Below are 26,183 nucleotides of genomic sequence, written 5' to 3' on the forward strand. Positions count from 1 at the left end.
GGAAATCGTGGGGCGGAATGGGAAACGGCGTCATGTTGTCAAACTTTACAGAATATGCTTGTAAAGTTGTGCAGCTTGGACAGGATACCGTGAATGGCTTCGAGACCGCTTTATCTTGGCCCGCGCTTGAAGCGATTGCGCCGCGAACTGGGTCTTACCCAGCAAGCGATGGCCGATGAGCTGGGCATATCGCCCAGTTACATCGCGCTGATCGAACGCAACCAGCGCCCGTTGACGGCCGATCTGCTGATCCGGCTCGCGCGGGCCTACAAGCTCGATATGGCCGACCTGGCTGCGGACGACCGCGATGACTACGCGCGCCGGTTGAGCGATTCGCTGCGCGATCCGATCTTTGCGGATATCGATCTGCCCGCGCTGGAAGTAGCCGATGTCGCCGCGAGCTTTCCCGGGGTGACCGAGGCACTGTTGCGACTTTACGGAGCGTGGCAGCGCGAGCAGGAGGCATTGGCCGACCAGCGCAATGCCGGGTCGGGCAGCAGCGCAAGTGACCCGGTGGGCGAGGCGCGTCGCTTCGTGGCGGCTCGGCGCAACTACTTCCCGACCATCGATTCGAAGGCTGAGGAATTGGCGGTCGAAATCGACAAGGCTGGCGGACCGCAGGAGTGGTTGCGCGCGCGCAGCGTGCGTGTGCGGTTCCTTCCGCCCGATGTGATGATGGACGCGATCCGGCGCTATGACCGGCACAACGAGCAGCTGCTAATCGACGACACGCTCTCGCCATCGAGCCGCACATGGCAGCTTGTCCAGCACATCGCCTATACGGCACTGCGGACGGAGATTTCGACGGTGATCCGTGGTGAGAGCTTTGCCAGCCAGACGGCGGGCAACCTCGTGCGGCGGGCGCTGGCGGGCTATGCAGCGGCAGCGTTGCTGATGCCCTACGACAGGTTTGCGCGCGCGGTGGATGCGCGTCGCTATGACATCGAGGCATTGTCGGGACTGTTCGGGACCAGCTTCGAGCAAGTCGCGCACCGGCTGACCACGCTCAATCGGCCCGGGCAGGAGCGCGTTCCGTTTTTTTTCATTCGCGTCGATGCGGCGGGCAACGTCTCGAAGCGACTGGACGGTGCGGGGTTCCCCTTCGCCGCGCATGGCGGGGGCTGCCCGCTGTGGAGCGTGCACGATACCTTCCGCACGCCGGGAAAGGTCGTGACGCAATGGCTCGAGCTGCCCGACGGCCAGCGGTTCTTTTCGCTGGCACGAGCGGTGACGTCCGGTGGTGGCGGGTTCGACAGGCCGAGCACGACACGCTCGATCGCACTGGCTTGCGCGGCGGAACATGCGCCGCGACTCGTCTATGGCGCAGGCGTGGATCCCAAGGCCGCTGTGGCGACACCCATCGGCGTCACCTGTCGCCTGTGCCACCGCGTCGCCTGCACGGCCCGCGCCGAACCCCCGATAGGGCGCGAGATCCTGCCAGACGATTACCGTCGCGCCGCCGAACCGTTCAGTTTTGCGGAGAGTTGAGCCAAGACCGAATCACCCAAGCGACCGCGCCGAGCGTCAAAACGCTCCCAAGCCAGATCGCGACCATCCAGCCGAGGCGCTGCCACAGCGGGCGCGCCTCGGCCTGATCCGCACCGTCAAGGCGCGGGTCAATGATAGCCATGGCTGCCGACCTTGCCCCGGAACACCCAGTAGGCCCAGCCGGTGTAGGCCAGGATCAGCGGCATGACGATGCCGACGCCGATCAGCATGAACACTTGGGAGCGATGTGGTGCGGCGGCATCCCAGATGGATACGCTCTGCGGGACGACCCACGGCCACATCGACACGCCGAGTCCGACCATCCCGAGCAGGAAGATAGCCAGCGTCAGCATGAACGGACGCCAGGCGTGCTTTTTCCCAAGTGAACGCAGCAGCGCGAATGCGACCGCGCCGGTGATCAGCGGTACAGGCGCGAGCCAGTAGATCATCGGCTCGGTAAACCATCGTTGGAAATACTGGCCCGCCAGGAACGGCGTCGCGAGGCTGACGCTTCCCATGAGCAGGATCGTCGCCCACGCCGCCTTGCGGGCAAAGCCGAACGCCTTGTCCTCGGCACTGCCTTCGACCTTGAGCGCAAGCCAGCATGCGCCGAGCAGCGAGTACCCCGCGACCACGCCGATCCCGGTCAGCAACGAATAAGGCGAGAGCCAATCGAGCCAGCCGCCGGCATAAGCGCGGCCCTCGACATGAATGCCCTGCAGAAGTGCGCCGAGCGTGATCCCCTGCGCCAGCGCGGCGACGAGCGACCCGCCGAAAAACGCCATGTCCCAGAACGCGCGGTGGCGCGGATCGCGCCAGCGGAACTCGAACGCAACCCCGCGAAACACCAGCCCCAGCATCATCGCAATGATCAGCGGATACGTCGCGGGCAGGATGATTGCATAGGCCAGCGGGAACGCGGCGAGCAAACCTCCGCCGCCCAGCACCAGCCACGTCTCATTGCCATCCCACACCGGCGCGATGGCGTTCATCGCCTGATCGCGCTCCTCGCCCGGCGCAAACGCGGGAAAAAGGATGCCGATGCCGAGGTCGAACCCGTCCATGACAACATACATGAACACGGCAAAAGCGATGATCAGTGCCCAGATCACGGTAAGATCGATCATTGGACGCCTCCCTGCGGCTGATGCGCCGGGGTGATACCGGCGGTTCGGATCGGTGCCTGCTCGTCCTCTTCCGGCCCATCCTCGTGCGGTTCGGGCGCAGCGCTCATCAGACGCAGGATGTACCAAGTGCCAACGCCGAACACCGCGAAATAGATAACCACGAATGCCAGTAGCGATGCCGCAACTGCCGGAGCCGCGATGGGGCTGACCGAGTCCGCAGTCCGGAGCAGGCCGTAGACCGTGAACGGCTGGCGGCCCACTTCGGTGGTGACCCAGCCTGCGATAACCGCGACGAAGCCCGATGGCCCCATCACCACTGCGGCGCGGTGGAGCATAGGCCATTCGTACAATCGCCTGCGCGTGCGGGCGAGCACGCTCCACAGGCCGAGGCCGAGCATCGCAAAACCGATGCCGACCATGATCCGGAACGACCAGAATACGATCCACACCGGCGGGCGATTCTCGGGTGCGATCGTATCCAGACCCGCCAAAGGTGCATTCGGGTCATGCTTGAGGATCAGGCTCGAGGCCTTCGGAATGCCCACGGCGTAATCGAGCCGCTGCGCCTTGTCGTCCGGGATGCCGAACAGATAGAGCGGCGCGCCATCGGGATGCGACTGGTAGTGCCCCTCCATCGCCATGACCTTAGCGGGCTGATGTTCGAGCGTGTTGAGGCCGTGCATGTCTCCCGCCACGATCTGGACTGGCGCGACGAGCGCTGCCATCCACATCGCCATCGAAAACATCTTGCGCGAATGCGCGTTCGTCCGGTCGCGCAGCAGATGCCATGCGCCGACCGCGCCTACAACCAACGCGGTCGTGAGGTACGCCGCGATGACGGTGTGGACGAGGCGGTAAGGGAAGCTCGGGTTGAAGATGATCGCCGCCCAACTTGGCCCCGGCAGGAACTGGCCTCCCGGCCCCATCTCGAACCCGGTCGGGGTCTGCATCCACGAATTGACCGAGATGATCCAGAACGCCGAGACGAATGTGCCCAGCGCCACCATCAGCGTTGCCGCAAAGTGCAGACCCCGCCCCACCCGCTTCATGCCGAACAGCATCACGCCGAGGAAGCCCGCTTCGAGGAAGAACGCGGTCAGCACCTCGTAAGCCATCAACGGGCCGATCACGCCGCCGACCTTGTCCGAGAACACCGACCAGTTGGTGCCGAACTGGTAGGACATGACCAGGCCCGAGACGACGCCCATCGCGAAGGCGACCGAGAAGATCTTCAGCCAATAGCGGAACAGGTCGAGGTAGAGCGGCTTGCCGGTCTTGAGCCACAGCCCTTCGAGCACAGCCAGATAGCTGGCGAGTCCGATCGAGAAGGCCGGGAAGATGAAGTGGAAGCTCACCGTGAAGGCGAACTGCATGCGCGCCAGAACCAGCGCGGTTGCTTGCGGATCGAGCCCTGCGAACATCTGTTTCCCCAATCTGGGATCGGGCGTCTCTGACGGCGCCTGTTGATGGCCCTTTACGCGCGAATCTGCGCGTTCCGAAATGCTAATGTCGATGTGACGATTGCACGGATTGCATGTGCCGCATGCATACCTTGCGGCCATGATCCATGACCGCTATCGGCGCGCGTCCGCAGGTCTCTTCGGACACGTTCATTTCAGGAAGCATGTTTTGTCGAAGATCATTCCGCTTGCCGACGTCGATCCCGTTCTGGTCGAGGACTTGCTCGATCAGGCGTTCGAACCGGAGCGGCACCAACGCACGGCCTATAAAGTACGCGAGGGCATGGAAACGCTCGGCAACCTGTCGTTTGCAGCGCTCGATGACAAGGATATGCTGGCAGGTACGATCCAGTCGTGGCCAGTTGCGCTGACCGATCCGCAAGGACGCGCGCACCCCATGATCATGGTAGGGCCCGTGGCAGTCCTGCCGCACCTGCAGGGCCTGGGCTTCGGCAAGGCGCTGGTGACGGCAGTGCTGACCGCCATCGACCCGCGCGCGCCGCTGCCGCAAGTCCTGATCGGCGATCCCGAATATTACGGCGACCTGTTCGGTTTTTCGAGCGCACACACCGGCGGATGGGAACTTCCCGGCCCGGTCGAGCGCCACCGCTTGCTCTGCCGCACCGCCAATCCCGCCATCCTTCCGCAGCAGGGCACGTTGGGGCCTTGGCTGCGCTAACGCGATCTGGCACGGCGGACTCGTGCCATATGTCCCACCTCCCGAACTCGCCGCGCTGAGTCTCGCCGACCTTGCCGAGCAGGTTGCCGCGCGCAAGCTGCCGCCGCTCGATCAGTGGGCTCCGCAGGAAACAGGCGACAGCGAAATGCGCATCGCCGCCGATGGTCGTTGGTATCATCAGGGCGGCGAGATTCGCCGACCGGCGATGGTGCGCGCGTTCTCGTCGTTGCTGACCCGTGACGATGCCGGGCAGCACTGGCTGGTCACACCGTTTCAGAAGCTCTCGATCGCGGTGGAGGATGCGGCGTTCATCGCCACCGACATGCAGGTCAAGGTCGACGATGCAGGTGGCAGCGCAATCGCCTTCCGGCTCAACACCGATGATCTCGTGGTTTGCGGCCCCAAGCATGCGCTACGGGTGGGCGGCTCGGCCGAAGTTCCTGCGTACTACCTCTGCGTGCGTCATGGCGTGGAGGCCCGGCTCAACCGAAGCACCTACGGCCAGTTGATCGACTATGCACTCTCACGCGATCCCGTGGAGTTGGTCGTCGAAAGCCAGGGCTTGCGCATCGCACTGGTACCAGCTCTGTGAGCCTGTTCGACCGTTTGACGCGGGCCTACGTGGCAGGCCACCGCGAGCCTGCCCGCGATCTTTACGAGGATTGGCGGTCCTTGCCCGAGGACGGCTTGCGCCCCGCAGCGGTGCTGATCGCCGTCACCGACCGGTGCGATCACCCCGAAGGCCCCGGCGTGCTGATGATCCACCGCCCCTCGCACATGCGCGCGCACCCCGGGCAAGCCGCGTTCCCCGGCGGCAAGATCGATCCGGGCGAGAATCCGGTCGAGGCTGCACTGCGTGAGGCGAACGAGGAGCTGGGCGTGCGCAGCGAGGATGTGCGAGTGATCGGTGCAACCGACCGCTACCGCACCGGCACTGGCTACGACATAACCCCCGTCCTGGCGATGGTCCCGGCGGACCTGCCGCTCATGCCCAATCCGGCGGAAGTCGCCGACTGGTTCGAGCCGCCGTTGGACTTCGTGCTTGATCCGGCGCGGCACGCCAGCAAGATCGGCGAGTTTCGTGGCCAGAAAGGCCAGTACCTCGAAATCATGTGGAACGAGCACCGCATCTGGGGCGTGACCGCCGCGATCATTGCCAACCTTGCCAAGCGGATGACGTGGCATGACTGAACGCTTGCCTGACGCAGGGTGGACCTCGCGGGAGGACCTCGCCGATCTGGTAACCGCGCTCGATCCGACAGGCGAAGGTAACTGCCGCTGGGTGGGCGGGGTCGTGCGCGACACAATCCTGGGGATCACGCCCAAGGACATCGACATGGCCACGACGCTCTTGCCCGAGCAGACCATGGAGCGCCTGACTGCGGCCCGGATCAAGTCAGTGCCGACCGGGATCGCCCACGGAACGGTAACCGCCGTTGTTGCAGGCGGGCCGGTCGAGATCACGACCTTGCGACGCGACGTATCGACAGATGGACGTCATGCCACGGTCGCGTTTTCGACGCAGTGGCAGGATGACGCCGCGCGCCGCGATTTCACGATCAACGCGCTCTATGCCGATCCGCGCACGCTGGAAGTTTTCGATTACACTGGCGGCGTCGCGGATCTCGCGGCGCGTCGCGTGGCATTCATTGGCGATGCCCATGCGCGTATTCGCGAAGACTACCTGCGTATTCTGCGCTACTTCCGCTTTCAGGCGCGTTTCGGTTCGCTGCCTGCCGATACCGCTGCCGAGAGCGCGGTGGCCGAACTCGCGCCGGGTTTGAAAGGCCTGTCGCGCGAGCGCGTGGGTTGGGAACTGATGGGCCTGCTCGCCCTGCCCGATCCGGCAGTTTCGGTGCGACGCATGGCAGAGCTTGGTGTGCTGCGAGAGGTCCTGCCCGAAGTTCTGCCCGAAGGGATCGAAACACTGGACGCACTGATCGCGCATGAACGCGCGCTCGGCTTGAAGGGCGAGGCTGTTCGCCGTCTGGCCGCGCTTCTGCCGGCCGATCCGGCAGTTGCCGAGACGGTTGCGGCGCGCTTGCGCTTGTCGATTGCTCAGCGCAAGCGCCTGATCTGTGCTGCGCGCCGTGGAGGCATATCAGGCGATCCTCGCGTCCTTGCCTATCGCATTGGGCTTGAGGAAGCGCGCGACCGGTTGCTGCTTGCCGGGCTTCCGACCGCTTCGCTCGATGGCTGGGCAATTCCGGTCCTGCCCTTAAAAGGCGGGCAGATCGTGGCGCGCGGCGTCAGCGCCGGACCACAAGTCGCCGCGATCCTGCGAATGGTCGAGGACCGGTGGGTCAGCGAAGCGTTTCCGGGCGACGCACGAACTGGCGAACTGCTTGATGAAGTCCTGGGACATACCAGCGGGACAGCCGGATAAGCATGCGCACCGCCGAGCGCGGCCCCGGCATCGACTTGGCATGGTCGAACCGTTTGCGCTGAGGCTGTGGGATCAGGTTAGGCGGCCAACGCCCATCGCGAACCAGAGCGCCGTCCCGCCGCAGCAGCTTCACCTACCCCCCTACTGGAAAGTGCGCGAGTGGGCAGGTGCCGGTCATCCCTTCCATTCGCGCCGATCTTCGGCTGCACGCAGGACTTCGTAGGATACTTGCAGCTTCTGGAACTGCTCGGCCGCTTCCTTGTCGCCGGGGCGCACGTCCGGATGCACTTCCTTGGCTTTGGAGCGCCAGGCTTTCTTGACCGCGTCGAAATCGGCGTCGGGATCCAGGCCGAGCATTTCGAGCGCGCGAAGTTCGTCGCGACTGCGCGTGCCATCGCCCGTGCCGCCCCATGCCTCCCATGCGGACTGGCTGTAGCCCGAGGTATCGCCGCGTTCCTGCGCTTCGCGCTGCTCGGCCTCCTCCTTGTCGAGGCCTTCGAAGTAGTTCCAGCCCTGGTTGTATTCGCCCGCGTGCTTGGGGCAGAAGTACCAACGATCGGGATTGTTGGGTGATTTTGGCGCGGGGCAATCGCCTTTTTCGTTGCAGCCCGCGCGGTCGCACAGCCGCACCGGCGCAGCATCGCGCGCGCTTTCGTAGCCCCGCCAACGCGGAAAGCCCCAGTCACTCGATCGTCCGTGCCGCGTCATGCGTCAGTCAAAGCCTTACCGTGCGCAAAACGTCAAGATGGGACGGATGCGGGAAATAGCAAAGGCCCGGACATCGCTGCCCGGACCTTCGATCAATGTGCGGTCGATCAGTTGACCGTGACGGTAACCGCACGACGGTTGCGCGCCCACGATTCCTCGTCCGAACCGATCGCGATCGGGCGTTCCTTGCCGTAGCTGACAACGTTGATCCGGGCGGGATCGATGCCGACGCTGACGAGGTAGTTCTTGGCCGAATTGGCCCGGCGTTCACCCAGCGCGATGTTGTAATCCCGGGTGCCGCGTTCGTCGGCGTGGCCTTCGATCGTGATCGACTTGTTCGGGTAACGCCCCAGCCACTGCGCCTGGCTCTGCAGGATGCCCTGATCCGCAGCGTCGATGTTGTAGCGGTCGGTATCGAAATTGACCGTGTCGGACATGACCGAGGCGATGAAGTCGGCCTGACTTCCAGCGACCGGGCCTGCCGGCGTTGCGGCGGTCGATCCCTGATACGAATTGGATGCAGCAGGGCCGGGTTCGGGCGGCAGGGTCTTGGGCTTCGAGGCGCAAGCACCCAGGGTCAGCGTTGCGGCGGCAAGGCCGGCAATCAACAGCGAACGGGTCATGGGAAACTCCTCTTGGTCGGACAATCGAACAATACACCGCAGTTTTTTTTGCAGCGAAATGGTGAACCGGTTCGCCTGGCAAGGCAAACCCTTTGGTCAGGGCAGAACCGGCCCCCACGCAGGATCAGAACCATCGACGGGTGTATTGAGTTTCCGTTCGTTGCGCCCCGTGAGGTCGACCTGCCAGATGCCGGTCTTGCCACTACCGCGTTCCGTGCGGAAAAACTGGATGATCCGGCCGTTTGGCGACCACGTGGGAGCCTCGTCCTGCCAGCTGTCGGTCAGCAGGCGCATGCTGCCGCCCGATGGTGTGGTGACGCCGATGCGGAAGTTGCCCGCGATGTTGGTGAAAGCGATCTGGTCACCGCGCGGCGACCATTCGGGCGTGGCGGCGCGGCCACCGAAAAAGCTGATGCGCTTCTGGTTCGAACCATCCGCATTCATCACATAGATCTGCTGCCCGCCCGAACGATCGCTCTCGAACACGATCTTGCTGCCATCGGGTGAGTACGATCCGCCGACGTCGAGGCCCGGTGAATCGGTCAGGCGCTGGGACTGCCCGCCACCCACCGAAACGCGGTAGATGTCGGTGTTGCCCGCAATCGCCATCGAATAGAGGATGTACTTGCCATCGGGCGACCAGCGCGGCGAGAACGTGGGGTTGTTGCTCGAGGTAACGAGCTTCTGCTGCCCGGTGCCGATGTTGTAGATGTAGATCCGCGGCGCACCGTTGAGGTAGCTCAGGTACACGATCTGGCTGTAGTCGGGCGAATAGCGCGGCGTCAGCGCGGTGGCCTGACCGTTGGTGATAAAGCGGTGGTTGGCGCCATCGGAATCCATGATCGCCAGTTGCTTGCGGCGGCGATCCTTGGGGCCGGTCTCTGCAATGTAGGCGATCTTGCTGTCGAAGAACGGGCTTTCGCCGGACAGCCGCGAATAGACCATGTCGGCGCATTTGTGCGCGGCGCGCCGCCATTCCTCGGGCTTCACGACATAACCCTGCCGCGCCAGCTCGCTGCCGAGCGCGACGTCGTAGAGGTAGCAGCCAACGGTCAGCTTGCCATCGCCATTGGCGCGGACGAAGCCCTGCACCAGCATTTCGGCCGAGCGACCGCGCCAGCCGTCGAACGCGGGGGCGGCCACCTGGGGGAAAGCGATCGCCGGAAGGGCATCGGGGCCGACCGGCTTGAACAGGCCGTTGTTCTTGAGATCGTTGAATACCACCCGCGCGACATTGCGGCCGAGCGCCTCGGTATTGCCACCCTCTGCTGCCGTGGCGACGCTGGCGTTGGTCGGGAACGCAGGGATCGCGATGCCGAGGTCCTGCCATTCGTTCTCGTCCGAGACCGAGCCGGTAAGGCCTTCTTCCTCGACGGCCTGGGGTGCCGCCTGAGGCGCAGCCGACGAGGGCAGCGTGGTCTGCTGGGCCACCACAATCGCGGGTGCCGAGACGAGCCCGGCAAGCAGGACGAGGTTTCGCATCTTCATTGGGACAACTTCCTGTCGAAGCGGAAGGCGGTCACGCGCTTCCATCCGGAGTAATACATTTCGGGCAGATCAAACGGTGCGGCGAGCTGGACCGCGCGCACCGCCTGCTCCGCATGACGCTTGGCCTGCGCCTCGTTGGCAGGTGTGATGCCCTGCTGATCGACCACACGGGGGCGGCCCACCAGGCTGCCGTCCTGATTGAGGTCCCAGGCCAGAATGGTGACCAGCTTGTCGGCATCGACACCCTGCGGCGCGGCCCAGCGCGGCTTGATCTGGCGGGATATGGCACTCGCAAGACTGGACTTTACTGCCGGACCGATCGCAGCGGCAGGCGGCGTTTTTGCGGTGCCGGGGGTGCTGGCAGCGGGAATGCCCTTGAGGAAATCCGAGCCGATGCGGCTGCCACCGGCGGGCGCGTCGGGGCGACGGCGCGGGCTGGTGTCGGCAGGCCTTGCGGTCGCGGGCTTCGCCGGAGCGGCTTTGGCAGGGGCTGCTTTTGCTGGCGCGGCCTTAGGGGGTGCAGGGCGTGCAGGAGCAGGCTTGGGCGCAGGCTTTGTCGGGGCCGGTTGCGGGCGTGGCGCAGGCTTTTGCGGGACCGGCTTGGGCCGAGGGGGCTGAGGGGCAGGCTTGGGAGGTGCAGGCGCCGGACGCGGCGGGGCAGGAGCCGGTCTGGGCGCTGGTTGAGGGACCGGTTGTGGAGCCGGTTGAACGACCGGCTCCGGAGCAGGGTCGGGCTGCGCTTCGCCCAGTTCAGCCGCGACATCGGGAGCCGCCTGCGCCATCGGATCGGGCGAGGTCGACTGGTCGGCGATCTCTTCGGAGAAAGTCACTTCCATCCGTTGCGGCGGCGGCTGGATCGTCTTGCCCGGAGGCGACAGCGAGAGGACGACGAGCAGCGCGACATGCGCCGCTGCCGCAATCGCGAGGCCAGCACCTTCCTGCTTCGTCAGTCCGCCTGCGGTTGGATCTCGCATCAGTCCAAACCTATTGCGGCGCGGATGAACTGTTGGTGACCAGCGAGATCGACTTGAAGCCGCCTGCGTTCAATTCGCCCATCACGGCGGCCACGCGACCCCAGTCGAGCACGCGGTCGGCACGCAAGGTTACGAGCGGCGGTTTGGTCCCGCGGCCAAGGCCCGCGAGCCGCTCGGTCAGTTCGCCGGGGGCAAGCTGTTCGTCGTCGAGGAACACCGCGCCCTGGGCGTCGATGCTGACGGTGATCTGGTCCTGCTGCTGGTCGAGCGGGTCAGCCTTGCTGTCGGGCAAGTCCACCGGCACGCCCGCCGCAAGCATCGGCGCGGTGACCATGAAGATGATCAGCAACACCAGCATCACGTCCACGAACGGCGTGACGTTGATCTCGCTCATCGCCGCGCGACCGCCCCGGCCCCGCCGTCCGCGCCCCGCGCCGCCCTTGTTCGAACCTACCGACATCGCCATGGCTCAGGCCTCCAATTCGCGGCTCAGCGAAGCGTGGAAACGGTCGGAGAAACGGTAGAGCCGCGTTTCGAAGCGGTTCACGCTATGCGAGAAGCGGTTGTAGGCGATAACCGCCGGGATGGCTGCGAACAGGCCGATCGCGGTGGCGAACAGTGCTTCGGAAATACCCGGCGCGACGACCGCGAGCGAGGAATTCTGCTGCGCGCCGATGTTGAAGAAGCTGTCCATGATGCCCCAGACGGTGCCGAACAGGCCGACGAACGGCGCAACCGAGCCGACCGTGGCGAGGAAGTTCAACCGGCTGGCGAGGTTGTCGGATTCGGTGACGACCGCGCCTTCCAAGGCGCTCGACAGGCGTTGGCGCGTGCCTTCGCGGTCGATCGCCTTGCCCGACGTCGAGCGACGCCATTCGGCGAGCGCGGCGTTGACCAGACGCGCTGACGGAAGATCACGGCCCTTGTTGTCCTTCTGGAACTGATCGATATCGCGCGCTTCCCAGAATTCGCGCTCATACTTGTCGCAGCCGCTTCTGACCGAGCGCAGCTTGAGCGAGAAGCCGATGATGATGGTCCAGGTCCAGATGCTGGCCAGCACGAGGCCGATCATCACCGCCTGCACGACATAATCGGCATCGAGGAACAGCTTCACCGGGTTGAGCGAGGTCGGCGCGAAGGAAACACCTTGGGCGAGCAACTCGAAGGTCATGCGGGTACTGGTCCTTCAGCTTGGGAAGATACGGTCTGGAAAGCGGACATCCACGCGCGCGGCTGGCGGCGAGGACGACCGTTGGGGGCAACGAAGGCGACGCGGGCCGTAGCCTCGCACAGGAGCGTGTCGTCCCTGAACGCACGCTGCACGATGCGGCAGGTGGCGGGCGAAAGTTCGGCGACGTGGCTGCGGATCAGCACGGCATCATCAAGCTTGGCAGGACGCGCAAATCGCAAGTGCATTTCGGCAACAGCATAGGCCCCCTCGCCCGCCTCGTGCGCGGCGCGCTGGTCGATGCCGAGCACGCGAAGCATGTCCGACCGGGCACGTTCGAACCAGCGCAAGTAGTTGGCGTGATAGACGACGCCCGACAGGTCGGTATCCTCGAAATAGACGCGGACCGGGAACAGGTGCTCGTTGCCGTCGAAACGGCCGGAGGGAGGCTGGGGCAATGTCATTCGCGGGCGACTCTACCCTTGCGACGAGTCGAAGGGCAAGGGTTGGTTAACGGCCCGACCCCGCTAAGGGCCTTTTCAGCGCACCAACACCGCGTCAGCGCACCAACATTGGGCCGAGCGGCTTTCCGGCGAACAAGTGGACGTGGAGATGCGGCACTTCCTGATGGCTGTCGGTCCCGGCATTGGCCAACAAGCGATAGCCCGGCGCGACCAGTCCCATGTCGCGCGCGACCTTGCCCACGGCGCGGACGAAGCCCGCGATCTCGGCATCGGACGCCTTCGCCGAGAAATCGTCCCACGAAACGTAAGCGCCCTTGGGGATCACCAGCACATGCGTCGGCGCTTGCGGATTGATATCGTGGAAGGCGAGCGCGAAGTCGTCCTGATAGACCGTCTGGTTCGGGATTTCCCCGCGCAGGATCTTCGCGAAGATGTTCTGGTCGTCGTAGGGTTGGGTTGCGTCCACGGCCATGGCTCAGTTGCTCCTGCCAGCTTTTTCGACGATGCCCGAGGTACCTTCGCGGCGTTGCAGTTCGGCAAGGACTTGCGCCAGTGGCACGCCCTTTGCGCCGAGCAGGACCATCAGGTGAAAAATAAGGTCTGCGGCCTCGCCGACCAGTTCGTCGTGATCGCCGGACAGCGCGGCGATGACGGTTTCGGTGGCCTCTTCGCCGACCTTCTGCGCGATCTTGCCGACGCCCTTGGCGTTAAGCTTGGCGACGTAGCTGGCGGTGGGATCGCCCTGCAGGCGCTGGCCTATCGTGGCTTCGAGGCGGGCGAGAGTGTCGCTGTGTTCCATGGCGGTGGCATGGCTTGGCGACACGCGGCGGTCAAGGGTCGGCCTTCTCGCCCTAACTTCGTCATCCCCGCGCAGGCGGACTTTTAAACAACCGTCGCATGCCCACCCCGCTGCGACTAATTCCGCCTGCGGCTGCATAAGTCTCGCTCCCCTCCCGCCTGCGGGAGGGGTTGGGGGTGGGCTCGTCGCTACCTGCTAAACGGGACTCGTTACTTCCGGCGCTTGGCGACCTGCCTGCCGACGATCAGCCCGACCAAGCCGATCGCGAACAGCGCGCCGTCGGTAGGCTCGGGGATCGAGATACCGCCCGACTGGGCCATGGCGGGTGCGATGGCGGCGAGAGCTGCGGTGATGGCGAGGGTGATGCGAAGCACTGGGTGTGACCTGTAAGACGGCAAACCTTGCATGGTTCACGCCCCGCCCTGCCAGAGCCTGCGAGTCGGTATAAGCCCTTATGTCATATGGTAAATGACCCATTACGGGACGGGTGGGGATTTACGATCGCGCCGGCAAGCCTGCAGCACGCAAAGCCGCATGCGCCTCGGCGACCGAGTGCGTGCCGAAGTGGAAGATCGAGGCGGCGAGCACCGCGCTGGCGTGGCCTTGCGTCACGCCTGCCACGAGGTGATCGAGCGTGCCGACCCCACCGCTGGCGATGACCGGGACGGGCACCGCATCGGCGATCGCGCGGGTCAGTTCCAGATCATAACCCGCTTTGGTGCCATCGCCGTCCATCGAAGTGACGAGCAGTTCGCCCGCGCCGAGTTCGGCAAGTTTCACCGCATGGGCCAGCGCGTCTATGCCAGTGCCCTTGCGCCCACCGTGCGTGAAGATTTCCCACTTGCCCGGAGCGACGCGCCGCGCATCGACCGAGCCGACGACGCATTGCGCGCCGAACTTCTCGGCGATGTCGCGGACCAGTTCAGGGCGGGCAACGGCGGCGGAATTGACCGCGACCTTGTCGGCGCCCGCCAGCAGCAGCGCACGGGCATCCTCGACCGCACGAACGCCGCCGCCGACGGTGAGCGGCATGAAACAGACCTCTGCGGTGCGCGCGACAACGTCGAGCAGCGTACCGCGGCCCTCGTGCGTGGCAGAAATGTCGAGGAAGCACAGTTCGTCGGCCCCCGCCTTGTCATAGGCCCGCGCCTGTTCGACAGGGTCGCCGGCATCGCGCAGATCGACGAAGTTCACGCCCTTGACCACGCGGCCATCGCGGACGTCGAGGCAGGGGATGACGCGGACGCGGACGGTCATGGTGTTGCTCCGGCGTTAAACCCTCTCCCCTTCAGGGGAGAGGGTTGGGAGAGGGGCTGCCCCTCTCAACTGCGGCTAGGCAGACAAGCTGCCAAGCCTTCATATCTCTCCCCTGAAGGGGAGAGAGCAAGCACTATCAGGCCTCAGCCATCGCAATCGCCGCGGCCAGATCGAGCCGACCCTCAAACAGCGCCCGCCCTGTAATCACGCCCTCGATACCATCGACTTCGTGGATTTTGAGCATGCGGATATCGTCGATGCCCTTGACGCCGCCGCTGGCGATGACCGGAATATCGACACGGCGGGCGAGTTCCACGGTGGCGTCGATGTTGACGCCCTTGAGCAACCCGTCGCGACCGATATCGGTGAACAGCAGGCTGGCAACGCCTGCATCCTCAAACCGGCGTGCGAGATCGACGACTTCGACGTCGGAGACATCGGCCCAGCCCTCGGTCGCGACCATGCCGTCGCGCGCATCGACGGCGACGACGATGCCGCCCGGAAATTCCTTGGCCATGTCCTTGACGAACTGGGGGTCTTTCAGCGCGGCAGTGCCCATGACGACGCGGGCGACGCCGAGGTCGAACCAGCCGGTCACAGCCTCACGCGTGCGGATGCCGCCGCCCAACTGGACGTGGCCGGTGAAGGCTCTGAGGATGCCCTCGACCGCCTCGCGGTTCTCCGCCCGGCCCGCGAACGATCCGTCGAGATCGACGACGTGGAGAAACTGCGATCCGGCCTGGGCGAAAAGCGCGGCCTGATGTGCGGGATCGTCACCATAAACGGTCGCGCGATCCATATCGCCCTCGGAAAGACGGACGACCTGGCCAGCTTTCAGGTCAATGGCGGGAAACACGATCATGGTCGGCGCGACTAGCAGGCGATCACGCCGAGCGAAAGACCTCCTTGGGAACATGAGTAATGCGGCACGCAAGGTCGGCTTCGCCCGAGGCGACGATGAAGCGTTCGCCGACGTCGGCTATGCCGGTAGTGAACACGACGTCGCGTAAGTAGAGCAAGTCTTCCAAGGGGCGGGTCAATTCGGGATCCGGCTCGAGCAGCGGGGTGTGGCTGCCCGCGATGACCTTCCACGGCTGGTCCGGGTCCAGTAGCGACCAATAGGTGCGGTAGATGCCGACGATCTCCTTGGGTTCTACCCCATGCCACAGGGTCAGCCAGCCCTGCTTGCCGTCGATCTCTGTCAGGATCGGCGGGGTGCCGCCGCCCATGCGCGCGGTGGCGGCAGTCCCGGCGTGGGGGCGGATGCCGGGGTGAATGTTCGGGCGCCAGTGGAGTGCGTCGGGCGAAGTCGCAAGGTTGATCGATGGGCCTGCACGCCATTCGCTGCCCGGCGGATAGGCGAAGTACAGGTCGCCCAATGGCCGGGTCTGTGCCCAGTATTCGCCGTGGACGAGGCCTTCGAAGATCAGCATGTCCTTGTTCTGGTGATCAAGGACAATGCCTTCAAAGGTCCAGTCGAGGCCGTTGTCGGACGAGTACAGCGTGGTCGAATGGCGCTCGGGGCTGACCGAACAGGTGGTCATCAGGTAAGCGCCCTCGCCCATGTGCGAGATGCGCGCATCCTCAATGCCGTAGCACTGGAAGGTCCCTTGCGGGGTGATTGCCTTGTCGTAGTGCACAGCGATGACGTCGAGGCCGTCGGGCGACATTTCGACCGGGAGTAGCCATGACAGCGAAGTCAGCGCCATGACCTTCCAGCCGCCGCCGTGGAGCGTGAACTTGCGCGGATCGGCAGTGTCGGCGAGTTCCAGCGGCCAACCGTCGAGGACGTACGTGCCCCCGTCCTCGGAGGCCTCCCAGCGGATCGCATGGACTTTGCCGTCGCGTACAGGATGGCGCAGCGCCTCTGCCACGCGGACCATGAGCAGGATGTTGCCATTGGGCAGCACGGTCATGCCGGGGTTGAACGCGCCCAGCACATAGGTTTCGGCGTCGAAGTGCCCGGCAAGCGGGGAGCGGTCGAGATCGACCATGAAGGGCGTGAATACGAGACGGTCGAATGGAAATGTGGACATCGGGCTTGCGGGCCTCCTTCTCAAGAAAGGTAAGCCCCCGCTTGTCGCTTATGTTCCCTCAGGCTGCCCCGTCATGGCTTCCATTCGAGGAAACGCGCGAGGAGTTCGAGGCCGTAGGACTGGCTCTTTTCCGGGTGGAACTGCACGCCGAGGATGTTGTCGCGCGCGACGGCCGCGACTATGCCGCCGCCATGATCGCTCATCGCGGCGATGTCGGTGCCTTGTTCGGTCACGAAGTGGTATGAATGGAGGAAATAGGCCTCACCCGGCACGATCAGTTCGGTGCCGCTGGTGTGGTGCATCGGCTCGACATCGTTCCAGCCCATGTGCGGGACCTTGATTGAAGGATCGGCAGGCTCGATCGCGCGGACCTCGCCGCCGATCCAGCCCAGACCCTCGGTCACGCCATGTTCGACGCCACGGTCGGCTAGCAGTTGCATGCCCACGCATATGCCGAGGAACGGCGCGGCTCCGACGAGCACGCGTTCCTCCATCGCCTCGACGAGGCCCGGCACGCCGGTCAACGCGCCGATGCAGTGGCGGAACGCGCCAACGCCGGGCAGGACGATGCGGTCAGCCGTGCGCACGATGCCGGGATCGGCGGTGACGACGACGCCTTGCGCCCCCGCAGCCTTCAGCGCATTGGCGACCGAGCGCAGGTTGCCCGCGCCGTAATCGACCAGCGCGATGGTTTCAGCCACCGAGGATGCCCTTGGTCGATGGAATTGCGTCGGCCTTGCGCGGGTCGATGGTGATGGCCTGGCGCATCGCGCGGGCAAAGCCCTTGTAGATGCCTTCGATGATGTGGTGGTTGTTCGAGCCGTAGAGGCTTTCGATGTGCAGAGTGATGCCCGCAGCCTGCGAAATCGAGGCGAACCAGTGTTCGAACATCTCGGTGTCCATCTCACCCAGGCGCGGCTGCGTGAAGGCGGCCTTCCACACCAGCACCGGACGCCCCGAAATGTCGAGCGCGACGCGGCACAGCGCCTCGTCCATCGGCGAGTAGGTGTGGCCGTAGCGGGTGATGCCCTTCTTGTCGCCTAGCGCCTGCGCGATGGCCTGGCCCAGCGCAATGGCGCTGTCCTCGGTCGTGTGGTGCTGGTCTACATGAAGGTCGCCCTTCACGCGGCATTCGATGTCGATCAACGAGTGACGGCTGAACTGTTCGATCATGTGATCGAGAAAACCGATGCCGGTTTCCACCTTGTAGGAGCCCGTGCCATCGAGGTTTACCGACACGGCGATGTCGGTTTCCTCGGTCTTTCGCGTGATCGATCCGGTGCGCATGAACGCGCCTATACGCCCATAATGTCGAGAATCAATGACCGTCCCCACTTGACCGGGGCACTGGCGGAGGCCAGTTGTGGGGCTATGAGCGATGCACCCGACAGCCTGATCCCTTATGACGAAATCGTTCAGGAGGCCCTGCGCGCGGTCGTTGGCCGGGTGCTGGGCCAGGTCGCGGCGGGCGGCGGCATGCTGCCCGGCACGCACCACTTCTACATCACGTTCAAGACCGGCGCACCCGGCGTGGACATTCCGCAGCGGCTGCGCGAGCGGTTTCCGGACGAGATGACCATCGTCCTGCAGAACAAGTTCTGGGATCTGAAGGTCGAGGACGACCGCTTCAGCGTGGGGCTATCGTTCAATCAGATCCCCTCGACGCTGCTGGTGCCGTTCTCGGCGATCACCGCGTTCGTCGATCCGGCGGTCGATTTCGGGCTGCAGTTTCAGGCGGTGGTCGATGACGAGGCCGAGCCGCTCGATCCCGCTGAAAACGATTCGCCGGAACAAGCCGATGGCCCCGCCGTTGAAAAGGCCGATGACGGATCGAATGTCGTCACCGTGGATTTCGGCAAAAAGAAGTAGGGCCTGACCGGCTCGGACGAAGGGTTGGCATGGCAAAACGTGGCAAGACAGTTGTTGATGGTGCCAAGGGCGTGATCGCCAAGGTGCCCGCCCCCAGCCCCAACCCGATGACCAACCTGATCATCACCGACATCGCCTTGCGCGCAGGCGGTACGCTGCTGCGCCATACGCTGGAACGCGGTGCGGTGGGTGCGAAGCTCGGCGCGAAGAAGGCGGGGCAAGTGGTCAAGGGCCGCTCGATGATGCAGACGCTGGTTGGCACGGCAGTGGCGCGGATCGCGACACGGTCAGTCCCGGGCGCGATCGTCGTTGGCGGCGGGTTGCTGATCAAGACCTTGGTCGATCGCAAGCGCGCGAAAAGCGCGCAAGTCGAAGGCTCCGTGGCGCTGGACGAACAGCTAGAGCGCGGCAAGAAAGCCTGATCAGACTCGTTTTACGGTCAGGACGAGTATGGCAGGATTGTCCGCCCAGCTCAGGCCGGGCACGGGGTGCGAAGTATCCCAGCACGCGGCAAAAGCCTTGCGCGCCGAAAGATGCAGCTTCGATCCAGAGGCAGGCCACCGCCACAGCAAGCCGCCGAGATAGGACACAAGGCCCTCTGCCGTTAGATCATGCAGGGAAATATCCTGAAGCTGTTCGGTCCGCCGAGATACGAGTTCAAGTCTGATACGGCAGGCCCAGGCGGGCATATGCGGGGCGGCGATCCATTTTTCGTTGGGATCGACCAAAGGGCGCCCCTGCCAGCCGTTCCCCGCGCGATCACGCCTCCAACCATCGGAAAACGCGACGAATTCTGCTCGCTTGATGTCGGTTAGCAGTTCCACGCCGTCTTGCACACGCCCGGGTGCGCAGGCTTCGTGCCCGAAAATGATTTCGCCGGGCTCAAGTCTGCCAAGCCAGTGCCCTGCCCCAAGCCGAACTTGCGTCTTCCGGCCCTCTAGCAGCGCGCGCGCAGAAGCAGGATCGAAGGTTATCGCAGGGCGCATCGTTCCCCATTCGGCGGTGCGGTTGCCATTGGCAAGCCTGATTGCCGGATAGCCAACGCTTGACCGCACGCGGCGGCTTGCCCCACTAGCGGGCATGCCAAACACGATTCCGCACGACGATACGCTTCACCGCCGGGGATTGATGCTGATCCTGTCTTCGCCTTCGGGCGCGGGCAAAACGACGATCGCGCGCAAGCTGCTGGCGGAGGATAGCGAAATCGCGATGTCGGTATCGGCCACCACGCGCCCGATGCGTGAGGGTGAAGTCGATGGAAAGGACTACTTCTTCGTCGACGAAGCCGAGTTCGAACGCATGGTCGATGCCAGTGAATTCTACGAATGGGCCACTGTGTTCGGCAATCGCTACGGCACCCCCAAGGCGCATATCCGCGACCGTCTGAAAGCGGGCGGCGACGTGCTGTTCGACATCGACTGGCAGGGCACGCAGCAGCTGTTCCAGAAAGCGCAGGCCGACGTGGTCCGCGTGTTCATCCTGCCGCCCAGCCTTGCCGAACTGAACCGCCGCCTGACCGGACGCGGCACCGATGCCCCCGACGTGATCGACGCCCGCATGGCCCGCGCGCAGGCCGAGATCAGCCACTGGGACGGCTACGACTACGTCGTGATCAACGACGACGTCGAGGGGTGCTTCGAGAAAGTGCGCGAGATTTTGGCGGCGGAGCGGATGAAGCGGACGCGGCAGACCGGGTTGATCGATTTCGTGCGTGGGTTGATGGCTGGGTAGCTCTGCCTGCGCACCAGTTTGTGCGCCCCCGCGAAGGCGGGGCCCTCGGGCACGACGCGGGAGCCTTTGTAGCGCAATTCGGCATGAGGCCCCCGCCTTCGCGGGGGAGCGGTGGTCTTGTTGCGGTTTGGTCGGTGGCGCGATCAGTGCCCCGACGGATCGACCACTTCTGACGGAATCCAGCCGTTAACGATGCCCCCATCGATCGGCAGCGCGGTGCCCACGACGTAATCCCCGGCGCGGCTGGCGAGGTAGATGGCGCCGCCTGCCATGTCTTCAGCCGTGCCCACGCGCTTGGAGGGGATGCCCTTGGCCGAGGCGTCGGGATTGCGCGAGGCGGCCTTGTTCATCTCGGAGGGGAAGGCGCCGGGGCAGATGCAGCTGACGACGATCTGGTCGCGGATCAGGCGGGCGGCCATGCGGCGGGTCAGGTGGACGACGGCGGCTTTGGAGGCCTGATAGCTGTAGGTTTCCCACGGGTTCGGGCGCAACCCGTCGATCGAGGCGATGTTGATCACCTTGGCGAGCTGATCGGCGCGAGCGGCAGCTTTCAGCAGCGGGAGCAGCTTCTGCGTCAGGAAGAACGGGGTCTTGACGTTAAGGTCCATGACCTTGTCCCAGCCGACTTCGGGGAAGTCTTCGATTTCGGCGCCCCAGGCAACACCTGCATTGTTGACGAGGATGTCGATGTGATCCTCGCGCTCGGACAGATCGGCGACGAGTTGTTCGATCCCGGCGAGGGTCGAGATGTCTCCGGGCAGCGCGATGCAGCCTGCGCCGAGGCGGGCGGCGGTTTCCTCGACCACGGCGGCCTTGCGCGCGGTGATGTAGACGCGCGCACAACCTGCCGCGAGGAAGCCCTGCGCGATCATCTCGCCGATGCCGCGTGAGCCGCCGGTGACGACGGCGACGCGGCCTTCGAGGCTGAACAGCTTGGTGAAGTCCATCAGTATACTCCCCTTCCCCCTCCTCTTCAGAGGAGGGGGAGTATTCTCAATACCCGCTGAGCTGGGCGACGCGTTCGGCATGGTAGTATTGATCGCCCATGAATTCGGTCAAAGAGCGGTCGCGCTTCATGTAGAGACCGATGTCGTATTCGTCGGTCATGCCGACACCGCCGTGCATCTGGACGCCTTCGCGGACTGCCAGGTTGCAGGTGCGTGCGGCCTTGGCCTTGGCGACCGAGACCATCAGTTCGGCCTTTTCCGCCCCGCCATCGAGCAGTTGCTGCGCCTTGATCACGGCGGCACTGGCGATTTCGAGTTCGGAATAGAGGTGCGCGGCGCGGTGCTGGAGCGCCTGGAATTCGCCGATCAAACGCCCGAACTGCTTGCGCGTCTTGAGGTAGGCGGTGGTGATGTCGAACGCGCCGTGGCCGACTCCGGTGAGTTCGGCGGCCGAGCCGATGCGGCCTGCGGCGAGGACCTTGTTCAAGAGTTCGCGCCCGCCATCGACTTGCCCGATCACGCAATCGCCATCGAGCTCGACGTTATCGAAGCGGATGTTGCTGGCCATCGCGCTATCGACCAGCCGCAGGTTTTCATGGGTGATCCCGTTCGCATCTTTGGGCACGGCGAACAGGGTGATGCCATCTGCGTCGGTGTCGCTGCCCGAGGTGCGTGCGGCGACGATGATCGCGTCGGCCGATGCGCCCTGCACCACGAACGATTTGTTGCCCGACAGGCGGAAGCCGTTGCCCGCCTTTTCGGCGCGCGCGGCGATACGTTCGGGGCGGTGCTTGGGGCTTTCGTCGATGGCGACGGCGAGAACGCTGTCACCCGCGATTACGCCGGGCAGCCAGCGGCCGCGCAAGTCGTCCGACCCGCCCGACAGCGCGGTGACGCCCATGACCGAGGTGGTCAAGAACGGCGACGGGGTAAGGTTGCGGCCGATCTCTCGCAGCACGATACCGGCTTCGACATGGCCCATCGCAAGACCGCCATCGGCTTCGCTGGCGAGCATGCCGGTGAGGCCCATTTCGGCAAACTGCTTCCACAGCGCGTGGCCGAAGCCGTCCTGGCAGCCCATGTCGCGATAGTAGCGCAACTGCTGCTTGATGCCGCCTTCATCGGCCATGAAACCGGTGACGGTATCGGCGAGCATCGCCTGATCTTCGGTGTGATAGAGCGGCATAGTATCTCCCTCTCCCCCTCGGGGGAGAGGGTCGGGGAGAGGGGCTGTCTCTCGCTCCGACCCAAATTTGTTGTGGAAGGACAGCCCCCTCTCCCCACCCTCTCCCCTGAAGGGGCGAGGGCTTTACATGCTTACGCTCCCGGCAGATCGAGGATGCGTTTGGCCACGACGTTGAGCATGACTTCGCTGGTGCCGCCTTCGATCGAATTGGCCTTGGTACGCAGCCACGAGCGTGCAGGACTACCGCCATTGGTGCGTTCGCTGTCCCATTCGAGCGCGGTGGCGCCGCCTGCCGACATCAGCAGTTCGTGGCGGCGCTTGTTGAGTTCGGTGCCCGCATATTTCATCATGTTGGGCTGCGCGGGGTGCGCTTTGCCGATCTTGGCTTCATCGAGGAATTTCTCACCCATGCAGCCGTAGGCCAGCGCATCGACATCGAACATGGCAAGTTCGGCGCGCAGCATCGGGTCTTCGAGGCCGTTGCGGGCGACGACCGCGCCGATGGCGTTGAGCCGGTCACCGCCGCCTGCGCCCGAGATCATCTCGCGTTCGTGGCCGAGCAGGTACTTGGCGACGTCCCAGCCGCGGTTGAGTTCGCCGACGATCTGGTGCTTGGGCACTTTCACATCGTCGAAGAACGTCTCGCAGAACGGGGAGTTGCCGCTGATCAGCAGGATCGGCTTGGTGGTGACGCCGGGCGTGGTCATGTCGAACAGCAGGAAGCTGATGCCCTGGTACTTGTTCGCCTTGTCGGTTCGGACGAGACAGAAGATCCAGTCGGCCTTGTCTGCATAGGATGTCCAGATCTTCTGGCCGTTGACGACCCAGTGGTCGCCCTTGTCCTCGCCGAAGGTTTGCAGGCTGACGAGGTCCGAGCCCGAGCCGGGTTCGGAATAGCCCTGGCACCATCGGATTTCGCCGCGCGCGATTTCGCCGAGGTAGTGGACCTTTTGTTCCTCGGTGCCGAACTTGAGTAGCGCAGGGCCGAGCATCCAGATGCCGAAGCTGGACAGTGGCGGGCGTGCGCCGATGCGGGCGCACTCCTCGCGCCAGACCTTGGCCTGCGCCGGAGACATTCCGGCACCGCCGTATGCTTGGGGCCAATCGGGGACGGTGTAGCCCTTGGCGACGCACCGTTCGAGCCACTGCTTCTGCGCTTCGTTCTTGAACACGAAATTGCGGCCGCCCCAACAGACATCGCCTTCATCGGTTACAGGTTGCCGCATTTCGGCGGGGCAGTTCGCCTCCAGCCAGCTGCGGATTTCCTGACGGAAATTCTCAAGGTCAGACATTGTGATGCTCCTCTCTTAAGTGAGAGGTTAAGGCGAGTCGCAGCGTGCTGGCAAGCACGGAATTCGGGCATTTCTGCCAAGTGCAGCATGCCGTAGCGTCAACCATGCGGGCATTGACGCGAGGGGTTTCGCGCCTAAGCTGACGTAAACGTAAAACGGTCCGAATGCTCTGGGAGAGAGCCATGCGCTTCAAGGAAAGAACCGTCGTCGTCACCGGCGCGGCATCGGGAATCGGGCGCGCGACCGCTCTGGCCTTCGCGGCCGAAGGGGCGGTGGTCTACGCTGCGGACATCGACGCGGCGGGACTGACGGCTTGCGCCGAAGCGTCCAACGGCAGGGTCATTACCGCACAGTGCGACGTGATGCGGACAGAGGACATCAAGGCGCTGATGGATCGCGCCGCTGCCGAGACAGGCGGCATCGACTGCGTCTTCAACAATGCAGGCGCGGGCGGCGATCGTGCGCCCATCGACGAGATCGAGCCCGAAGGCTGGGACCGGACGATGGACCTGTTGCTGCGCTCGGTCGCATTCGGCATCCGCTACGCCGTGCCGCACATGATCGGGCGCAAAGGCGCATCGTTCGTCAATACGTCGAGCGTTGCGGCGGTCGGGCCGGGTTATTCGCCCACGGCCTATGCGGTGGCCAAGGCGGGTGTGCTGCACCTGACCAAGGTTGCGGCGGCGGACCTTGCCAAGCAGCAGATCCGGGTCAACGCGGTGCAGCCGGGCTTCATCAACACCAACATCTTCACCTGTTCGCTGGACATGCCCGAGGCGCTGGAGCGCCAAGCCAAGGGCGCGATCGCGGCGATGTCGCAGGCGGCACAGCCTGTGGCGCGCGGCGGTCAGGCTGATGATATCGCGCAGGCCGTGCTGTTCCTCGCGAGCGAGGCGGCGAGCTTCGTTACCGGCACGTCGCTGCTGGTCGATGGCGGGATCACCATCGGGCCGCGCCATAGCTGGGACCCGACGATGCCGGGGCTGTTCGACGCGCTGCAGCAAATAGCCGATAGCGACAAGGTTTCATGATCCCCGTCGCAGGCAAGGTCCCGACGCGGCTGGCGCTGGCCAATGGGCTGGGAAGCGTCGCCTATGGCATCAAGGACAACGGCTTCGCGACTTTCCTGCTGCTGTTCTACAATCAGGTGCTGGGGATGGACGCGCGGCTGGTCAGCCTCGCACTGCTGATCGCGCTGGTGTTCGATGGACTGATCGACCCGGTGGTGGGGCATTTCTCGGACCGCACGCGGACGCCGTGGGGTCGGCGGTTGCCGTTCCTGTATCTGGCGCCGATCCCGCTGGCTCTGGCCTGGGCGTTCCTGTGGTCGCCGATAGGGGAGCCGAATTTCTGGGTGCTGCTGGCGTCGGCCATCGCGGTGCGCGCGCTGGTGGCGATGTGCGAGGTGCCATCCGCAGCGCTGGTGGCCGAGATCACGCGCGACTACGATGATCGCACGCGGCTGACCCGGTTCCGCTTTTTGTTCAGCTGGGGCGGCGGGCTGCTGATGCTGCTGCTGGCCTATGGCGTGTTCCTGCCCAACGCGATGCTGGCGCGCGAGGGTTATCGCAACTTCGGACTGTTCGGCGCGGGGCTGATGGTGACCTGCGTGCTGCTTTCGGCACTGGGGCAGCATCGCACGGTAGCCGGTTGGCCGCCCGAGCGTGCGGGTTCGGACAAGGGTGCGCTGGCATCGCTGGGGGACATCAAGGAAAGCTTTTCGCACCCGGCATGCCTGGTGGTCATGGCGGGAATCGGGGCGGCCTTGACCGCGCAAGGAATGACGTTCGCGCTGTCGAACTATCTGTACCTTTACGTGTGGAAGTTCACGCCGACCGCCTTGCAGGCGTTTCCGTTCCTGCTGTTCGGCAGCGTCGTGGGCGCGGCGGTGCTGGTCGGGCGGGCGCAGAAACGCTGGGGCAAAGCGGGCACGGTGATGCGCATGGCACCCCTTGGCATGATGTTCTGGATCGGGCCGCTGCTGTGCCGCTGGCTCGGGATCTGGGCTCCGGATGGCACGACGACGGCAATCGTCGGCATGTTCGCCTGCACGTTTGCGTCCAACGCCTTAACCGTGGCGGGGACGATGACGCTGTGGTCGATGATCGCGGACGTTGTCGAGGCATCGGAAGAGCAGACCGGGCGGCGGTCCGAAGGCACGCTGGCGGCCGGTGCGTTTCTGGCGTCGAAGTGTGCGGGCGGGCTGGGCGTGTTCGGCGCGGGTTTGCTGCTGGGCTTTGCCGGGCTGGAGGCGAACACCGCGCCCGATGCGGTAGCGCGCGAGGTGACCGACCGCTTGAGCCTGGCCTATGCCGGATGCCTGTTCGTGCTGGCGCTGCTGACGACCTTCGTGGTGCGCAAGTTCCCGATCGACCGCGCGAGCCATCAGGCGCGGGTGGCGCGGCTCGATCAGGTAGCGCGAGTCGATCCGGACGCCGGGGGCTTGCATCCATGATATTAACCGAACGCTTAAAATTACACTTGATATCGCGATCCGACCG

32 protein-coding genes are annotated in these 26,183 nt (G+C 64.7%); 10 read left to right on the plus strand and 22 right to left on the minus strand.

Annotated elements, in window-relative coordinates; translation table 11 throughout:
- Positions 1-93 precede the first annotated feature (93 nt).
- A complete protein-coding gene (locus GGQ88_RS13440; RefSeq protein WP_183613942.1) occupies positions 94-1,488 on the plus strand; it encodes a helix-turn-helix domain-containing protein in 1,395 nt (464 codons plus the stop codon).
- Here GGQ88_RS13440 and GGQ88_RS13445 read toward each other — a convergent pair.
- The 3 genes from GGQ88_RS13445 to GGQ88_RS13455 are packed head-to-tail and all read right to left on the minus strand — an operon-like array spanning position 1,469 to position 4,036.
- Positions 1,469-1,630 carry a DUF2474 domain-containing protein gene (locus GGQ88_RS13445; RefSeq protein ID WP_183613943.1) on the minus strand — a complete coding sequence of 54 codons (162 nt, stop codon included), beginning with the start codon at positions 1,628-1,630 and terminating at the stop codon, positions 1,469-1,471. The genes GGQ88_RS13440 and GGQ88_RS13445 overlap by 20 nt on opposite strands.
- Positions 1,617-2,615, minus strand: a complete 999-nt coding sequence (gene cydB, locus GGQ88_RS13450; protein WP_183613944.1) for a cytochrome d ubiquinol oxidase subunit II — start codon at positions 2,613-2,615, stop codon at positions 1,617-1,619. The genes GGQ88_RS13445 and cydB overlap by 14 nt, the downstream gene beginning before the upstream one ends.
- Positions 2,612-4,036, minus strand: a complete 1,425-nt coding sequence (locus GGQ88_RS13455; RefSeq protein ID WP_183613945.1) for a cytochrome ubiquinol oxidase subunit I — start codon at positions 4,034-4,036, stop codon at positions 2,612-2,614. Before GGQ88_RS13455 ends, cydB begins: the two co-directional genes overlap by 4 nt.
- Positions 4,037-4,244: 208 nt before the next feature.
- Between GGQ88_RS13455 and GGQ88_RS13460 the strand changes: the two genes are divergently transcribed.
- From GGQ88_RS13460 to GGQ88_RS13475, 4 genes are read left to right on the plus strand one after another with little or no spacing between them, the layout of a single operon-like run.
- Positions 4,245-4,754 carry a GNAT family N-acetyltransferase gene (locus GGQ88_RS13460; protein WP_246385967.1) on the plus strand — a complete coding sequence of 170 codons (510 nt, stop codon included), beginning with the start codon at positions 4,245-4,247 and terminating at the stop codon, positions 4,752-4,754.
- 22 nt (positions 4,755-4,776) lie between these two features.
- On the plus strand, positions 4,777-5,346 hold the full coding sequence (locus tag GGQ88_RS13465) for a DUF1285 domain-containing protein (protein WP_183613947.1): 570 nt from the start codon (positions 4,777-4,779) through the stop codon (positions 5,344-5,346).
- Positions 5,343-5,945 (plus strand): NUDIX domain-containing protein, encoded by a 603-nt coding sequence (locus GGQ88_RS13470; RefSeq protein ID WP_183613948.1) that lies wholly within the window; start codon positions 5,343-5,345, stop codon positions 5,943-5,945. The genes GGQ88_RS13465 and GGQ88_RS13470 overlap by 4 nt, the downstream gene beginning before the upstream one ends.
- Positions 5,938-7,140 (plus strand): CCA tRNA nucleotidyltransferase, encoded by a 1,203-nt coding sequence (locus GGQ88_RS13475; RefSeq protein ID WP_183613949.1) that lies wholly within the window; start codon positions 5,938-5,940, stop codon positions 7,138-7,140. The genes GGQ88_RS13470 and GGQ88_RS13475 overlap by 8 nt, the downstream gene beginning before the upstream one ends.
- A gap of 174 nt (positions 7,141-7,314) precedes the next feature.
- Here the strand turns inward: GGQ88_RS13475 and GGQ88_RS13480 are convergent, their stop codons facing one another.
- From GGQ88_RS13480 to hisB, 15 genes are all read right to left on the minus strand, one after another.
- The gene (locus tag GGQ88_RS13480) at positions 7,315-7,848 is read right to left on the minus strand and encodes a J domain-containing protein (protein ID WP_183613950.1); all 534 of its coding nucleotides are present in this window, start codon (positions 7,846-7,848) and stop codon (positions 7,315-7,317) included.
- Positions 7,849-7,955: 107 nt separating this feature from the next.
- Positions 7,956-8,471 carry a peptidoglycan-associated lipoprotein Pal gene (pal, locus tag GGQ88_RS13485; protein ID WP_183613951.1) on the minus strand — a complete coding sequence of 172 codons (516 nt, stop codon included), beginning with the start codon at positions 8,469-8,471 and terminating at the stop codon, positions 7,956-7,958.
- Between the two features lie 96 nt (positions 8,472-8,567).
- The gene (gene tolB / locus GGQ88_RS13490; RefSeq protein WP_183613952.1) at positions 8,568-9,959 is read right to left on the minus strand and encodes a Tol-Pal system beta propeller repeat protein TolB; all 1,392 of its coding nucleotides are present in this window, start codon (positions 9,957-9,959) and stop codon (positions 8,568-8,570) included.
- Positions 9,956-10,933 carry a hypothetical protein gene (locus GGQ88_RS13495; protein ID WP_183613953.1) on the minus strand — a complete coding sequence of 326 codons (978 nt, stop codon included), beginning with the start codon at positions 10,931-10,933 and terminating at the stop codon, positions 9,956-9,958. The genes tolB and GGQ88_RS13495 overlap by 4 nt, the downstream gene beginning before the upstream one ends.
- Positions 10,934-10,943: 10 nt before the next feature.
- Entirely contained in the window at positions 10,944-11,399 is a 456-nt protein-coding gene (locus GGQ88_RS13500; RefSeq protein WP_183613954.1) for an ExbD/TolR family protein, read from the minus strand.
- A gap of 3 nt (positions 11,400-11,402) precedes the next feature.
- Positions 11,403-12,104 carry a protein TolQ gene (tolQ, locus tag GGQ88_RS13505; protein ID WP_183613955.1) on the minus strand — a complete coding sequence of 234 codons (702 nt, stop codon included), beginning with the start codon at positions 12,102-12,104 and terminating at the stop codon, positions 11,403-11,405.
- Complete coding sequence (locus GGQ88_RS13510) at positions 12,101-12,565, minus strand: YbgC/FadM family acyl-CoA thioesterase (protein ID WP_183613956.1); 465 nt, start codon at positions 12,563-12,565, stop codon at positions 12,101-12,103. Before GGQ88_RS13510 ends, tolQ begins: the two co-directional genes overlap by 4 nt.
- A 94-nt stretch (positions 12,566-12,659) precedes the next feature.
- Positions 12,660-13,037, minus strand: a complete 378-nt coding sequence (locus GGQ88_RS13515) for a histidine triad nucleotide-binding protein (RefSeq protein ID WP_183613957.1) — start codon at positions 13,035-13,037, stop codon at positions 12,660-12,662.
- Positions 13,038-13,040: 3 nt separating this feature from the next.
- Positions 13,041-13,364, minus strand: a complete 324-nt coding sequence (locus GGQ88_RS13520) for a phosphoribosyl-ATP diphosphatase (RefSeq protein WP_183613958.1) — start codon at positions 13,362-13,364, stop codon at positions 13,041-13,043.
- Between the two features lie 209 nt (positions 13,365-13,573).
- Complete coding sequence (locus tag GGQ88_RS13525; protein ID WP_246385970.1) at positions 13,574-13,738, minus strand: hypothetical protein; 165 nt, start codon at positions 13,736-13,738, stop codon at positions 13,574-13,576.
- Between the two features lie 121 nt (positions 13,739-13,859).
- A complete protein-coding gene (hisF, locus tag GGQ88_RS13530) occupies positions 13,860-14,621 on the minus strand; it encodes an imidazole glycerol phosphate synthase subunit HisF (RefSeq protein ID WP_183613959.1) in 762 nt (253 codons plus the stop codon).
- A gap of 136 nt (positions 14,622-14,757) precedes the next feature.
- Positions 14,758-15,483, minus strand: coding sequence for a 1-(5-phosphoribosyl)-5-[(5-phosphoribosylamino)methylideneamino]imidazole-4-carboxamide isomerase (gene hisA / locus GGQ88_RS13535; RefSeq protein WP_183613960.1), 726 nt, complete (start codon positions 15,481-15,483; stop codon positions 14,758-14,760).
- Between the two features lie 22 nt (positions 15,484-15,505).
- Positions 15,506-16,657: a glycoside hydrolase family 130 protein gene (locus GGQ88_RS13540; RefSeq protein ID WP_183613961.1), complete on the minus strand. Its 1,152-nt coding sequence runs from the start codon at positions 16,655-16,657 to the stop codon at positions 15,506-15,508.
- Between the two features lie 71 nt (positions 16,658-16,728).
- On the minus strand, positions 16,729-17,358 hold the full coding sequence (gene hisH, locus GGQ88_RS13545) for an imidazole glycerol phosphate synthase subunit HisH (protein WP_183613962.1): 630 nt from the start codon (positions 17,356-17,358) through the stop codon (positions 16,729-16,731).
- Complete coding sequence (gene hisB / locus GGQ88_RS13550) at positions 17,351-17,944, minus strand: imidazoleglycerol-phosphate dehydratase HisB (RefSeq protein ID WP_183613963.1); 594 nt, start codon at positions 17,942-17,944, stop codon at positions 17,351-17,353. Before hisB ends, hisH begins: the two co-directional genes overlap by 8 nt.
- A gap of 84 nt (positions 17,945-18,028) precedes the next feature.
- Between hisB and GGQ88_RS13555 the strand changes: the two genes are divergently transcribed.
- A complete protein-coding gene (locus GGQ88_RS13555) occupies positions 18,029-18,526 on the plus strand; it encodes an SspB family protein (protein WP_183613964.1) in 498 nt (165 codons plus the stop codon).
- Positions 18,527-18,555: 29 nt separating this feature from the next.
- Positions 18,556-18,948 carry a hypothetical protein gene (locus GGQ88_RS13560; RefSeq protein WP_183613965.1) on the plus strand — a complete coding sequence of 131 codons (393 nt, stop codon included), beginning with the start codon at positions 18,556-18,558 and terminating at the stop codon, positions 18,946-18,948.
- On the opposite strand, the gene GGQ88_RS13565 is transcribed toward GGQ88_RS13560, so the two are convergent.
- The gene (locus GGQ88_RS13565; RefSeq protein ID WP_343057215.1) at positions 18,949-19,581 is read right to left on the minus strand and encodes a hypothetical protein; all 633 of its coding nucleotides are present in this window, start codon (positions 19,579-19,581) and stop codon (positions 18,949-18,951) included.
- A 25-nt stretch (positions 19,582-19,606) separates the two neighbouring features.
- Here GGQ88_RS13565 and gmk point away from each other — a divergent pair, with 25 nt between their 5' ends.
- Complete coding sequence (gene gmk / locus GGQ88_RS13570) at positions 19,607-20,257, plus strand: guanylate kinase (protein ID WP_183613966.1); 651 nt, start codon at positions 19,607-19,609, stop codon at positions 20,255-20,257.
- Positions 20,258-20,400: 143 nt separating this feature from the next.
- Here gmk and GGQ88_RS13575 read toward each other — a convergent pair whose 3' ends face one another.
- From GGQ88_RS13575 to GGQ88_RS13585, 3 genes are all read right to left on the minus strand, one after another.
- Positions 20,401-21,204, minus strand: a complete 804-nt coding sequence (locus GGQ88_RS13575; RefSeq protein ID WP_183613967.1) for an SDR family oxidoreductase — start codon at positions 21,202-21,204, stop codon at positions 20,401-20,403.
- A gap of 46 nt (positions 21,205-21,250) precedes the next feature.
- On the minus strand, positions 21,251-22,390 hold the full coding sequence (locus GGQ88_RS13580) for an acyl-CoA dehydrogenase family protein (RefSeq protein ID WP_183613968.1): 1,140 nt from the start codon (positions 22,388-22,390) through the stop codon (positions 21,251-21,253).
- Positions 22,391-22,521: 131 nt separating this feature from the next.
- Positions 22,522-23,682 carry an acyl-CoA dehydrogenase family protein gene (locus GGQ88_RS13585; RefSeq protein ID WP_183613969.1) on the minus strand — a complete coding sequence of 387 codons (1,161 nt, stop codon included), beginning with the start codon at positions 23,680-23,682 and terminating at the stop codon, positions 22,522-22,524.
- A gap of 182 nt (positions 23,683-23,864) precedes the next feature.
- Between GGQ88_RS13585 and GGQ88_RS13590 the strand changes: the two genes are divergently transcribed.
- Together GGQ88_RS13590 and GGQ88_RS13595 are read left to right on the plus strand one after the other, a co-directional pair.
- Positions 23,865-24,713, plus strand: coding sequence for an SDR family NAD(P)-dependent oxidoreductase (locus tag GGQ88_RS13590; RefSeq protein ID WP_183613970.1), 849 nt, complete (start codon positions 23,865-23,867; stop codon positions 24,711-24,713).
- Positions 24,710-26,137, plus strand: a complete 1,428-nt coding sequence (locus GGQ88_RS13595; protein WP_183613971.1) for an MFS transporter — start codon at positions 24,710-24,712, stop codon at positions 26,135-26,137. The genes GGQ88_RS13590 and GGQ88_RS13595 overlap by 4 nt, the downstream gene beginning before the upstream one ends.
- Positions 26,138-26,183 lie beyond the last annotated feature (46 nt).

Source organism: Novosphingobium hassiacum (genome assembly GCF_014196055.1).
Classification (GTDB): domain Bacteria; phylum Pseudomonadota; class Alphaproteobacteria; order Sphingomonadales; family Sphingomonadaceae; genus Novosphingobium; species Novosphingobium hassiacum.